General features: G+C 76.7%; 10 protein-coding genes. 6 read left to right on the forward strand and 4 right to left on the reverse strand.

The window, feature by feature from the left end:
• Positions 1–207 precede the first annotated feature (207 nt).
• Positions 208–519 (forward strand): integration host factor, actinobacterial type, encoded by a 312-nt coding sequence (gene mihF, locus WCD74_RS04610; protein ID WP_337693660.1) that lies wholly within the window; start codon positions 208–210, stop codon positions 517–519.
• Between the two features lie 64 nt (positions 520–583).
• Here the strand turns inward: mihF and WCD74_RS04615 are convergent, their stop codons facing one another.
• Positions 584–1822 (reverse strand): heparin lyase I family protein, encoded by a 1239-nt coding sequence (locus WCD74_RS04615; protein WP_337693661.1) that lies wholly within the window; start codon positions 1820–1822, stop codon positions 584–586.
• 460 nt (positions 1823–2282) lie between these two features.
• On the opposite strand from WCD74_RS04615, the gene WCD74_RS04620 reads away from it, so the two are divergent.
• From WCD74_RS04620 to WCD74_RS04635, 4 genes are all read left to right on the forward strand, one after another.
• Positions 2283–2996, forward strand: coding sequence for a pyridoxamine 5'-phosphate oxidase family protein (locus WCD74_RS04620; RefSeq protein WP_337693662.1), 714 nt, complete (start codon positions 2283–2285; stop codon positions 2994–2996).
• 4 nt (positions 2997–3000) lie between these two features.
• Positions 3001–4032, forward strand: coding sequence for an MBL fold metallo-hydrolase (locus WCD74_RS04625; RefSeq protein ID WP_337693663.1), 1032 nt, complete (start codon positions 3001–3003; stop codon positions 4030–4032).
• A 41-nt stretch (positions 4033–4073) separates the two neighbouring features.
• Complete coding sequence (locus WCD74_RS04630) at positions 4074–6587, forward strand: HelD family protein (RefSeq protein WP_337693664.1); 2514 nt, start codon at positions 4074–4076, stop codon at positions 6585–6587.
• Positions 6588–6808: 221 nt separating this feature from the next.
• Positions 6809–8374 (forward strand): protein kinase domain-containing protein, encoded by a 1566-nt coding sequence (locus tag WCD74_RS04635; protein WP_337693665.1) that lies wholly within the window; start codon positions 6809–6811, stop codon positions 8372–8374.
• Here WCD74_RS04635 and eccB read toward each other — a convergent pair whose 3' ends face one another.
• Both eccB and WCD74_RS04645 read right to left on the reverse strand, forming a co-directional pair.
• Positions 8375–9796 carry a type VII secretion protein EccB gene (gene eccB, locus WCD74_RS04640; RefSeq protein ID WP_337693666.1) on the reverse strand — a complete coding sequence of 474 codons (1422 nt, stop codon included), beginning with the start codon at positions 9794–9796 and terminating at the stop codon, positions 8375–8377. It lies immediately after the preceding gene.
• Between the two features lie 104 nt (positions 9797–9900).
• Positions 9901–10371, reverse strand: a complete 471-nt coding sequence (locus WCD74_RS04645) for a hotdog fold domain-containing protein (RefSeq protein WP_337693667.1) — start codon at positions 10369–10371, stop codon at positions 9901–9903.
• 165 nt (positions 10372–10536) lie between these two features.
• On the opposite strand from WCD74_RS04645, the gene WCD74_RS04650 reads away from it, so the two are divergent.
• Positions 10537–10944, forward strand: a complete 408-nt coding sequence (locus WCD74_RS04650; RefSeq protein WP_337693668.1) for a hypothetical protein — start codon at positions 10537–10539, stop codon at positions 10942–10944.
• A gap of 5 nt (positions 10945–10949) precedes the next feature.
• Here the strand turns inward: WCD74_RS04650 and WCD74_RS04655 are convergent, their stop codons facing one another.
• Positions 10950–11687 carry a class I SAM-dependent methyltransferase gene (locus WCD74_RS04655; RefSeq protein ID WP_337693669.1) on the reverse strand — a complete coding sequence of 246 codons (738 nt, stop codon included), beginning with the start codon at positions 11685–11687 and terminating at the stop codon, positions 10950–10952.
• Between the last annotated feature and the right edge of the window lie 41 nt (positions 11688–11728).

The following is an 11728-nucleotide window of genomic DNA, read 5'->3' on the forward strand; positions in this document are numbered from 1 at the left end:
TTCGGCCTAGTTAATGTCACGCTGAGCGATATCAGCAGGTCAGCCCGTGGTGGCTTCGAGGTGCCGTGTACGGTCCCGCAACCGTCGGAGTCGTCGGGGCGACCACCTGCCCCCGGCGACACGTGCCGACACGCGGTGCGACATGGTGTGTCGAGGCCGGTCGCACCGACCCACGACCTGTGCAGGTGAGGAGAGAGGGAGACTCCCATGGCACTCCCGACGTTGACCCCCGAGCAGCGCGAGGCCGCCCAGGCCAAGTCGCGTGAGGCTCGTCAGGCCCGTTCGGCCCTGCTGGCGGGCATCAAGAGCGGCGACGAGACGATCCCTGCCGTGCTCGAGCGCGGCAAGGAGGACCCGATCGCCGGCAAGACCAAGGTGTCGCAGCTCGTGCGGGCCCTGCCCGGCTACGGCCCGGCCAAGGCCGCGGCGATCCTCGAGCAGGCCGGCATCCCCGAGGACCGCCGGGTGGCGGGGCTCGGCGCCCGCCAGAAGGAGGCGCTCGTCAGCGCCCTCGGCTAGACCGTTCACGACGACGGGCCCGGTCACCTCGCGAGGTGGCCGGGCCCGTCGTCGTCGGGCGGCGTCAGTCGAGGCCCGCGGGCAGGTCCTTGCTCACCGAGCCCAGGCTGGTGCCGATCGCCCAGCTGCCGAACGAGAGCTTCCCGGCCTGGCCGATGGAGCTGTCGCGGTAGATGCCGGTCTTCACGTAGCTGTTCTTGCCCGCGTACTTGGTGCCCGACGGCGGGGCGTAGTCGGTCAGGCGCTGGACGCCGTCCTGCCAGGCGCTCACGCGCCCGTCGGAGGACGAGAACTTCACCTTGAGCACCAGGTGCGTCCACTGCCCGGGGCGGGCGTCGCCGACGACCTGGCTGAACGACCCGCCGTCGCCGTCGATCAGGAACTTGCCGTCCTGGACCTTGAGCTCGAGCGGCGGGGTGCCGGTGCCGTCGTTCTTGAACTGCGTGATCACCTGCCAGTCGGAGGTGTCCGCAGGGAAGTCCGGGGCGAGGCGCACCGAGAAGCCGAAGTAGTACTCGTCGCCCTCCCGGAGGCTCTTGAAGTCGGGCTCGACCTCCGAGCGCTTGCCGCCCCCGGGCATGAGGAAGTTCAGCAGCCCGCCCGCGAGGGTCGGGGACTTCGCGCCCTGGTTGTTCCACGGGGTGGACTTGAAGTTCGACATGCCCGCGTTGCGGAAGTCCGCCGACCACAGCGTCCGCCCGTCGTCGGCCGGTGCGGGCCGCTCGCTGGTCGTGGTGGGCGCCGGGGTCGTGCTCGGGGCCGGGGCGCTGGTGTGCGGCGTGACCTGCGGGACGGCCTCGGAGAGACCGGCGGGGGCGACCGCGAGGGTGTCCGGGCGCTGCAGCTCGCCGGTGTCCGCGGGCGGGTCGGCGAGGAAGGCCGGGCCGGTGCTGGCGGCGGCCACGCTCGCGCCGGCGAGCGCGCCGAACAGGGCGAGCGCCCCGGCCGCGCGGGTGGTGGTGAGCGCCCGCGGCCGCGTCACGCGGTGGCCGGAGGGGCGGGCGGCGGGAGCCGGCACGGCGGTGGTGGACGGCGCGCCGGCGGGCTGGTCGGAAGGAGCCGGGGACGACCCTGCCTGCGACACCGAGGGCACGGGGGTCACCTGGGTGGCCCGGCGGTCACCGGTGTCCTCCCGGGCGGTGGCCGCGGCCCGGGCGATCGCGGCGAGGTCGAGCGGGGTGGTGGCCGGGTCGTGACGGTGTCGCCCGCCGACGGGACGCGGGCCGGTCGGCGGGGCGTCCAGGGCGGCGGGCCACGACCCCGTGCGCGGGGTCGCGTCGGACCCGGAGCGGTGTCGAGCCATGCGTCGATGTCCTCGGTCGTGGCGCTGCGGACCCGGTCGAGGGGGAGCGAACCGGTACCGCGCCGTCGCGGTGCGTCCACCTGTCCCGCACGGGTTCGGGGGGCCGGGCTCGCCGGGACAGGCAGGCGCGTCGAGACCGGGGAGGGCACCCCGGGGGAGCCCGCCGGGACCCACCGTAGGGAACCCGGGACCGGCGCACCGGTCGGGCGCGGGCGGGCGCGCAGGGGGCACCATCACGAAACGGTCACGTTCTCGCTGCTCACGGGCCGGTCTCGACCGCGGGACGCGCAGGTCACGGGCGGCTGTCCGGCGGCAACGTGACAGACGTCACTCTCAAGTTGCTCCGAACGGCCTCCGGGACCGCGCTCACCCAGTTCGGAGCCGATCGTCGGCGTCCGTACCATCGCTGCGGAGGCGCTCCCCGACCCCCGACACGCGACCCCGACGCGAGACGAGGACCATGACCGACGCTGCCTTCGACCCGCGTGACCTGCTGCCCGGTTCGCGGGGCGAGCACCGGCTGCAGGAACGCCTCGGCACGGTGACGCGGGCCGAGCGCTTCTACGGCGACCAGGTCCGCGACCGCCTGCTCCCGACGATGGTCGAGTTCGTCCAGCGGATGAGCATGATGTTCGTCGCGACCTCCGACGGCCACGGCGAGTGCGACAACTCCCTGCGCGCCGGGCCCGAGGGCTTCGTCGAGGTCCTCGACGACCGTCACCTGGCCTACCCGGAGTACCGCGGCAACGGCGTGATGGCGAGCCTGGGCAACATCGGGGAGAACCCGCACGTAGGGCTCCTGATGGTCGACTTCGTGGAGGACCTCATCGGCCTGCACGTCAACGGCACCGCCCGGGTGGTCGAGGACGCGGACCTGCGCGCGGAGCACCCCGACCTGCCCGCGGACCCTTCCCCGGGTCGCCGGGCGGAGCTGTGGGTGGTGGTCGAGGTCGAGGAGGCCTACATCCACTGCCGCAAGCACATCCCGCGCATGGTGCCGACCGACCGCCGCCGGCGCTGGGGCACCGACGCCGCGGCCCCGAAGGGCGGCGACTTCTTCGGCGCCGCCGCCACCCGGAAGGCCGAGGAGGCCGCCGACGCGACGGCGCACGCCCGGCGCGGAAGTGACGTTGCCCCGTCCGGCGAGCGCGAGGGAGCGGGCGCGGCATCCTGAGCCGATGACCACCCCCGACCGCCACGCCTGGAGTCGTCCGGAGCCCGAACCCGTCGCCCCGGGCGTGCTGCGGGTGCCGCTGCCCCTGCCCTCGGACGCCCTCCGCGCGGTCAACGTCTACGTGCTCGACGACGGACCGGGCCTGACCCTCGTCGACGGCGGGTGGACGCTGAGCCGGTCGCGCGACCTGCTGGCCGCGGCGCTCGCGGGCCGCGGCGCCGGGTTCGGCGACATCCGGCGCTTCCTCGTCACGCACATGCACCGGGACCACTACACCCAGGCCGTCGCCCTGCGCCGCGAGCTGGGCGTGCCGGTGTCGCTCGGCGCCGGCGAGCAGGACTCGATGGCGGCCATGGAGAGCCGCCCCGGGCCGTTCGCGGCCCAGGTCGCCGGGTTGCGCAGCGCGGGGGCAGTGGCGTTGGCCGACCTGGTCGCCGGCGGCCCGGCGGGCACCGCCGAGGAGGAGTACGCGGACTACGCGGCACCGGACCACTGGATCGTCGACGCCGAGGAGATCGCGGTCGGGAACACGGTCCTCACCGCGCTGGAGACCCCCGGGCACACCCGCGGGCACCTGGTGTTCGAGGCCGACGAGGTGCTCTTCGCCGGGGACCACGTGCTGCCCCACATCACGCCCTCGATCGGGTTCGAGCCGGCGCCGCGCCCCGGGTCCCTGCAGCGGTTCCTGACCTCGCTGGCCCGCCTGCGCGAGCGACCGGACCGCCGCCTGCTGCCGGCGCACGGGCCGGTCGCGCCCAGCGTGCACGCCCGGGTCGACGAGCTGCTGGACCACCACGCGGCGCGGCTGGACACGATCGAGCGGGCGGTGGAGGACGGGACCTCGACGGCGGCGGAGGTCGCCGGGGCGATCACGTGGACCCGCCGGGAGTCCAAGCTGGTCGACCTGGAGCCGTTCCACCAGGTGCTCGCGATCCTCGAGACCGACGCCCACCTCGAGGTCCTCGCCGCGCAGGGGCGCGTCGGCCGGGTCGCCGACGAGGCCGGGGTGCACCGGCACGAGGTGCCCGGGGCCTGACCGCGGCCGGACCGGCCGGTCACCGGCGAGGGCTATCCTCGATGGTCCGTCATCGCCGAACGCCCGAGCGTGAACGAAGGTCGTCCTTGTCCCACCCCGCGTCCCCCGCCGCGCCGGAGGCCGAGCCCGCCCCGGACCCGGTCGCCGCGGAACAGCCGTACGTCTCGATGCTCTACGGGCGTCTGGACGCGCGCCGCACGGAGACCGCGGCGCTGCTCGCCCGCGTGCTGCGCGACGAGACCACCGGCACCCCGCAGGCGGTCTCCGAGCGCGACGCCGCGGCGGCGATGTACTCCGAGCAGCTCGCGACGCTCTCCGCGGTGGAGGAGGGGCTGTGCTTCGGGCGGCTCGACGTCGAGCCGGAGGCGTTGACCGGCGACGCCGATCCGGAGACGCCCGGGTTCGACCAGGAGACGGTCTACATCGGGCGGCTGGGGCTGCTCGACGAGGACCACGACTACGAGCCGCTGCTGATCGACTGGCGCGCCCCGGTGGCCCGGCCGTACTACACCGCGACGGCCGCGAACCCGGACGGCATCCGCCGTCGTCGCCACCTGCGGACCCGCAGCCGACGGGTGCTCGCCGTCGACGACGAGATCCTCGACCTCGCCGAGGCGGCCGCGGCGGCGTCGCGGGGCCATCAGCGCCAGGGCCTGACCGGGGAGGCGACCCTGCTCGCCGCCCTCGGCGCCGGGCGGACCGGCCGGATGGGCGACATCGTTGCGACGATCCAGTCCGAGCAGGACCGCATCATCCGCTCCGGGGTCAACGGCGTCCTCGTCGTCGAGGGCGGGCCGGGCACCGGGAAGACGGCGGTCGCCCTGCACCGCGCCGCCTACCTGCTCTACACGCACCGCCGGCAGCTCGCGAAGCGCGGCGTCCTGGTGGTGGGCCCGAACCCGACGTTCCTGCGCTACATCGAGCAGGTCCTGCCCTCCCTCGGCGAGACGTCGGTCCTGCTGCAGACCGTCGGCGAGCTCTACCCCGGCCTCGCCGCCCGCGGCCACGAGACGCCCGAGCGGGCCGCGCGCAAGGGCGACCTGGACATGGCCAAGGTGCTCGCGGCCGCCGTCCGGGACCGCCAGGAGCTGCCGCGGCGCCCGGTCCGGCTCGTCGTCGACGGGGAGCCGGTGGAGATCGACCGCGACCTCGTCGCCCAGGCCCGCACGCGGGCGCGCCGCACCCGGCGCCCGCACAACGACGCGAAGCGCACCTTCGTCCGCGAGGCGGTCGACCTGCTGGCGCGCCGCGAGCGCGACCGGATCAGCGCGCAGGGCTCGCACCCCGAGGTGCCGGACTCCGATCGCCGCCTGCTCGACCGCGGCGACCTCGCGGACATCCGCCAGGCGATGCGCGACGACGCCGACCTCATGGCCGCCCTGGACGCCCTCTGGCCGACCCTGACGCCGCCGCAGCTGCTCGCCGACCTGTACACCGACCCGAAGCGCATCACCGCCGCCACGCGGGGCTGGTCGGACGCCGACCGCGCGCTGCTACGCCGGGAGTCCGCGCCGGCGCACCCGCTGGACGCGGGGTGGTGGACCCCGGCGGACGCGGTGCTGCTCGACGAGGCCGCCGAGCTGCTCGGCGAGGACGACACCGCCGAGCGCGAGCGCGCGGAGCGCAAGCGGGAGGCCGACGAGGCCTACGCGGCGGGGGTGCTGGAGATCCTCGCGATGGAGGAGGACTGGGACCCGGAGCTGCTCCGGCCCACCGACGTCGTGGACGCGTCCGTGCTCGCCGACCGCAGCCGCGAGACGTCGTACGCCAGCGCGGCCGAGCGCGCCGCCGAGGACCGCACGTGGACCTTCGGGCACGTCATCGTCGACGAGGCGCAGGAGCTGTCGCCGATGGCGTGGCGGGTGCTGATGCGCCGGTGTCCGAGCCGGTCGATGACGCTCGTCGGCGACGTCGCGCAGACCGGGGCCCGGGACGGCGCCTCCTCCTGGCACGCGGTGCTCTCGCCCTACGTGGCCGCCCGGTGGCGGCGGGAGGCGCTGACGGTCAACTACCGCACCCCGGCCGAGATCGCCGAGGTCGCGGCCGGTGTCCTGGCGGCGATCGACCCGGGGCAGGCCCCGCCGGAGTCCGTCCGCGACTCCGGGGTGCCGCCGCGGGCGGCGCGGGTGCCGGCCGACGACGCCGAGGCCCTCGCCCACCAGGTGGCCACCACCACGCGGACGGCGATGGACGAGGTCGTCGACGCCGAGGGCAACGGGCGCGTCGCGGTGCTCGCCCCGGAGGGGCGGGTGGACGCGCTCCGGGACCGGTTGACCGCCGACGGCCTGCTGGCCGAGGGCGAGGCGGACGAGCGCGGGGGCTCGGACCTCGAGGTGGCCGTGGTGGTGTCCTCGGTGTCCGACGCGAAGGGCCTCGAGTTCGACGCCGTCGTGCTCGTCGACCCGGAGGGCATGATCGACGGCTCCCCGCGGGGGCTGAACGACCTCTACGTCGCCCTGACCCGCGCCACCCGGTCGCTCGACGTCGTCCACCCGGGGCCGCTCCCGGCGGTGCTGTCCCGTCTCGGGGAGGTCGCCGACACGCCCGTCGGCTGAGCACGACCCGGCGGTCGGTGGAGTCGGCGCCTCCGGCCCATCACGATCGGGACACCCCTGCTCACGGGTCCGTAACGGCGCGCGTCGCGGACCCGACGTCGTCGTTGACCAGGGATGAACCCCGGCCCGGCGGCGGACGAACCGTGTCCGCGGCGGGCCCCGACGGGGGAGAATCGCACCGGGACCACGGTCCGGGGGCCGGAGGCGGAGGAGGTGGCGCGGTGAGCACGACCGAGGCCGGGCCGCCGACCGTCGTCGGCGGCCGCTACACCGTCGGCGACCTCATCGGCCGCGGCGGCGCCGCGGACGTCTACCGGGCCCGCGACGAGCTGCTCGGCCGCGACGTGGCGATCAAGATGTTCGGGGCGGGCGGCGAGGTCGTGGCGGCCGCAAACGCGGAGGCGTCGTCGGGCGCGCCGTCGGGGGCGCCGTCGGAGGGCCCGGACGCGGCCGACGAGCCGGCGGACGGCGCCCGCTACGGCCCGGGCAGCGGGTCCGCCCCACGGGCGTCGTCCCCGCCCGCCGAGCTGGTCGGGGACCTCGAGGAGGGCTCGGACGCCCGCAACCGGCGCGAGGTGCTCACGCTCGCGGCCCTGTCGCACCCCGGGCTGGTCACGGTCTACGACGTGGGCGACGACCGCGGCCGCGCCTACTTCGTCATGCAGCTGATCGAGGGAGACACGCTCGCCCAGCGGATCCGCCGCGGACCGCTGCCCCTCGGTGACGTCGTCGCCCTCGGGGCCGCCCTCGCCGACGCCCTCGGCTACGTGCACCGCCGCGGTGTGGTGCATCGCGACGTCAAGCCCGGCAACGTCCTGCTCGACGCCGAGGGACGGGCGCACCTGTCCGACTTCGGGATCGCCGCCGTCCGCGACGCCGCGCCGGTCACCGCCGCCGGGATGGTGATCGGCACGGCGTCCTACCTGAGCCCGGAGCAGGTCCGCGGCGAGTCGGTCACCCCGGCGGTCGACGTCTACGCCCTCGGGCTGGTGCTCATCGAGTGCCTCACCGGACGCCGGGAGTACCCGGGCAACGCGCTGGAGGCCGCCGTCGCCCGGCTGCACCGCCGCCCCGCGGTGCCCTCCCAGCTGCCCGACTCGCTGCGCACGCTGCTCGTGGCCATGACCGCCGACGAGCCCGGGGCCCGGCCGGACGCCGACGAGGTGCTCGCGGTCATGCGCACGGTCTCGCGCGAGATCGGCCTGGACGCGGAGACCGTGCTCTCACCGGCCCTGATGGCGGCACCGACCGGTGCGGTCCCCACCGCGGCCGGACCGGCGGTGCACGCGACCGGGGCGCCCGCGGTCCTCGCCCCGATCCCCGACGCGGCGGACGTGCCGACCGGGGCCGCCCCGGTGTCGCCCCGCCGGGCACGTCGGGGGCTCCTCGTCGCCGTGGGGATCGCCCTCGCGGCCGTGCTGGTCGCCGGGTCCGCGCTCGCCTACACGCTCGTCGCGGGGGCGCGGGCGACCCCGCTCCCCGCCCCGGTGCCGACCACGGTGCCGGCGCCGCCGGTCCCCGCGGTCGTCGCGCCGACCACCACGCGCGAGGCCGAGCGGGTCGAGTCGCCGCGGCCCCGGGCCACGAGCACCCGGACCCGCGCCCGGACCACCACCCCGGTGCCGCCGCCCGCCGTGGCACCGACGGCCGCGCCCGCACCGCCCGTGGTCACCACGGTGGCGCCGCCGGTCGACCCCCCGACGGGACGCTCGACCAGCTCGCCGACCGTGCCGGAGGAGGAGGACACCGGGACGCCGGCCGAGCCCCGGGTCGCCGCCGCGCCCTGATCAGCCCAGCGGCCGGGTGGCGGCCTCCACGGTGAGCGGGGCGCCGGTGGGGAGCAGTCCGATCACCGCGCGGGGCGCCGGCGAGAACGTGCGCCCGAGTCCGAGCGCCTCCGCCGTGGCCGCGTCCGGCACGCCGTGCACGGACCCGGTCGCGGAGACGACGAGGACCGCCCCGTCCTCCTCCCGCACGGTGACCCCGGTCCCCGGCACGACGGCGCGGTCGGCCCGGTCGCCCGAACCGTCGGCCTGGCGCAGGGCGACCCCGGCGGGCAGGGGATCGGCCGAGACGGTGATCCCGGCGGGCGACCCGGGCGCGGCGGTGCGGTCGGCGCACACCGACGGCGCCCGGTCCGGCGGGAGCGGGACCGGGGCCGGATCGGGGACGGCGCGGACGTCGACGGCGCGGGAGACCGGCGCGTTCGCGACCTGGGCCGGCGCGACGGTGGGGATCGGCACGCCGGCCAGGGTCGGGTCGTCCAGGCGGATCAGGCGGGCGAGCAGCTCGGGGACGACCTGGACACCGTCCGTCAGCACCAGCAGGTAGGTCTCCGAGCTCCCGGCCCCGACCACCCGCACGACGCCGCCGGCGCGCTCCCCCGCGAGTTCCACCGGCACCGGGGCGCCGCGGCGCGGGATGACCGGCGGGGTGATCGGGGGCGCCTCCGGCAGCGCCGCGAGGAACCCGCTGCTGGCCGGGCGCGGCAGCAGGCCGCCGAGTCCGAGGGCCTCCACGACGGCGGGGCGGGTCACGTCGAGCCGGGCGCGGGTGCCGCCGGAGACCAACCAGTTCTGGCCGGCCCGGTCCACCACGACGAGGGCCTCACCCGGCGCGGGCGGCCGGCCCGGCGGCCGGGCGGCGCCGATCACGGTGGTCGTCGTGCGGGGGCGGGCGCCACCGAGGACCGGGTCGGGGGTGGTGGTGTCGCAGACCGACCACGAGGCCGGGCCGGGGAGGTCGGCGGGCGGGGGGACCGGCGCGTCCACGATCCCCACCGGCCGGGCGCGCGGGGCCGCGGCGAGCACGTCGTCGGCGATCTCCACCGGGTCCGCCGGCACGGGCCCGCCCGCGACGGCGGCGGCCGCCAGCCGCGCGGACGCGAGGTTCGGGACGCCGATGAGCGCGGGCGGGTCACCGCGGGTCACCACCGCCAGCGCCCCGGTGCGCTCGCCGACCACGATCGCGGAGCTCCGCCAGTCCGCCGGGCGGTCCACCGCCCCGACCACGGCCGCCGCGCCGAGCCCGAGGGCGGCGAGCAGCACGCCCGCGATCGTCGCGCGCGTGTGCGAGCGCAGCGGGTCGACGATCGGTGTCGGGTCGCGCCGCACCAGCGCCGAGGCGAGCCGCCGGGCGGAGAACCGCGCCGCGACCACCTGCCCGGCGGTGGCGCCGCGGCGGCCGGGGGACTCGGGCGGGGCGCTCATGGTTCCGGCGATCGTGGCACGGCGTCGCCCCCGGCGGGGCAGCAATGGTCCATCGCTGCCACCTGACGTCAGAACGGCGCCACTCGCACGTCCGGCGCGCGGGGCTACCGCGGCGGACGCGGCGACACGCGCAGGTGGATCGAGGCGTGCACGGCCTCGGTGCCGCCGTCGTCGCGCACCGCGACCTCCACGGTCACGTCCTCCTTCTCGCCGCCGAACCAGGGCGGGGTCGCCCACTGGGCGTCCGCGACGACGGAGGTCCTCGCCGGCGCGAGGTAGCGCACGTCCATGCCGATCGGGATCCACCGGTGGGTGGGCGGGACCGCGGCCTCGGCCAGCACCCCCATGGCGTACTCGGCGAGGTTGCACGAGGCGATCGCGTGCACGGTGCCGAGGTGGTTGTGCACCAGCCACCAGTTCGTCATGCGCACGCGGCTGTGCTTCTCGTCGAGCTCGGAGATGACCGGGGCCGCCGTCAGGAAGTAGGGCGCCCGCAGCCAGACGGCCCCGCTGACGAGCAGGCGGCCGGGCCACGAGCCCGAGAGGCGGTTCCAGGAGGACAGCACGGCGCTCATGGGGAGAGAACCTACTCAGGAGTAACTGGCGGCGCACCCACGCGCGCTGTCCCGGTGACCGGAACGTGCGACAGGCCGGTGACGCAGAACGAGGGTTATGGAACATGAACCGGGGGCAGATGGAGGTGTGGAGCGGCACTGCGCCGCCGACCCCGAGGAGCCCCGATGCCCACGACACCCCGCCCCGACCTGGCCGCCGCGCTCGCACCGGTCCCGCGCGACTGCTCGCCGGCGGCGCTCGCCGAGCGTCTCGTGCCGATCCTGCGGGAGGTCCCGTTCCCGGTCCGCCGCTGGCAGATCCTCACCGCGGGCGACCTCTACGGGTGCGACACGGTCACGCGGGAACTCCTGGTGCGGATCCCCGAGGCCGAGTACTCCTCGGTGTCGGACGTCCTCGGCGTGCTCTCCGCGGTGCTCACCGGCCGCCCCCTCCCCGTCACCCCGGCCATGCGCGGTCCGGTCCCGGCGGGCGCCGCGCGACCGGGCGCCCCGGTCGTCCGCCCCGGGACGCCCGCCCGGGTCCCGCACCGCGCGCTCGCGGCCCGGCGCCCGCGGATGCCGCGCCCGGCGTAGCCGGCTCACGGGGACGCCGTCCACCTCCGCCCGATCGTCTCGAACGGCACGTCCACCGGATCCCCTCCGCCGACGAGCTCGTCCAGGCGCTCCCGGGCGGCCCGGAACACCGCGTCCTGCGCGGCCGCGTCGAGCTCGAGGACCCCGCTGTAGGTGCACACCATCCCGGCGACCTCGTCCCGGGTCATCCGCCGGGACCAGGAGACACACACCGGCTCGGGGGTGTCGTCGACGAAGCCGAAGCCACCGGGCAGGGCGAACTCCAGGCCCCGCCGGGTCGGCGGTCGTGCGCCGTCGGCGGCCGTCCGACCGACCCCGCGCACCTCGGCGACCCACGGCACGGTCGGGTCCGGGCGACTCCAGAGCAGGCCCAGGGTCCCGCCGGGGCGCAGCACCCGGGCGATCTCCGCGGTGGCGGCCTGCTCGTCGAACCAGTGCCAGGCCGACGAGGCGACGACCGCGTCGACGCTCGCGTCCGCGAGCGGCAGGTGCTCCGCCACGGCGCACGCGGCGGTCGCACCGGTGACCCGGGCGAGCATGCGCCGGTCGGGCTCGACCGCCACGACGACCGGTGCGTCCGCGCGCGCGAGGATTGCGCGGGTCACGAGCCCGGTCCCCGCGGCGAGGTCGACGACCGTGCGGGCGGTGGCCGGCAGCACGCGGTCCAGGGCGTCGGGGTGGGGCCCGGGACGCAGCCGGTCGTAGTCCGCGGCACGGGTGCCGAAGGTCGTCGCGCGGGGCACCGGCCCACGGTAGGCCCGACTCCGGGGCCGCGGAATCCAGC

This window comes from Actinomycetospora aurantiaca, assembly GCF_037401875.1.
In the GTDB taxonomy this organism is placed as follows: Bacteria; Actinomycetota; Actinomycetes; order Mycobacteriales; family Pseudonocardiaceae; genus Actinomycetospora; species Actinomycetospora aurantiaca.

Coding starts and splice junctions, on each gene's coding strand:
- mihF (WP_337693660.1), top strand. CDS start 208: ATGGCACTCCCGACGTTGACCCCCGAGCAGCGCGAGGCCGCCCAGGCC.
- WCD74_RS04615 (WP_337693661.1), bottom strand. CDS start 1,822: ATGGCTCGACACCGCTCCGGGTCCGACGCGACCCCGCGCACGGGGTCG.
- WCD74_RS04620 (WP_337693662.1), top strand. CDS start 2,283: ATGACCGACGCTGCCTTCGACCCGCGTGACCTGCTGCCCGGTTCGCGG.
- WCD74_RS04625 (WP_337693663.1), top strand. CDS start 3,001: ATGACCACCCCCGACCGCCACGCCTGGAGTCGTCCGGAGCCCGAACCC.
- WCD74_RS04630 (WP_337693664.1), top strand. CDS start 4,074: ATGGTCCGTCATCGCCGAACGCCCGAGCGTGAACGAAGGTCGTCCTTG.
- eccB (WP_337693666.1), bottom strand. CDS start 9,796: ATGAGCGCCCCGCCCGAGTCCCCCGGCCGCCGCGGCGCCACCGCCGGG.
- WCD74_RS04645 (WP_337693667.1), bottom strand. CDS start 10,371: ATGAGCGCCGTGCTGTCCTCCTGGAACCGCCTCTCGGGCTCGTGGCCC.
- WCD74_RS04650 (WP_337693668.1), top strand. CDS start 10,537: ATGCCCACGACACCCCGCCCCGACCTGGCCGCCGCGCTCGCACCGGTC.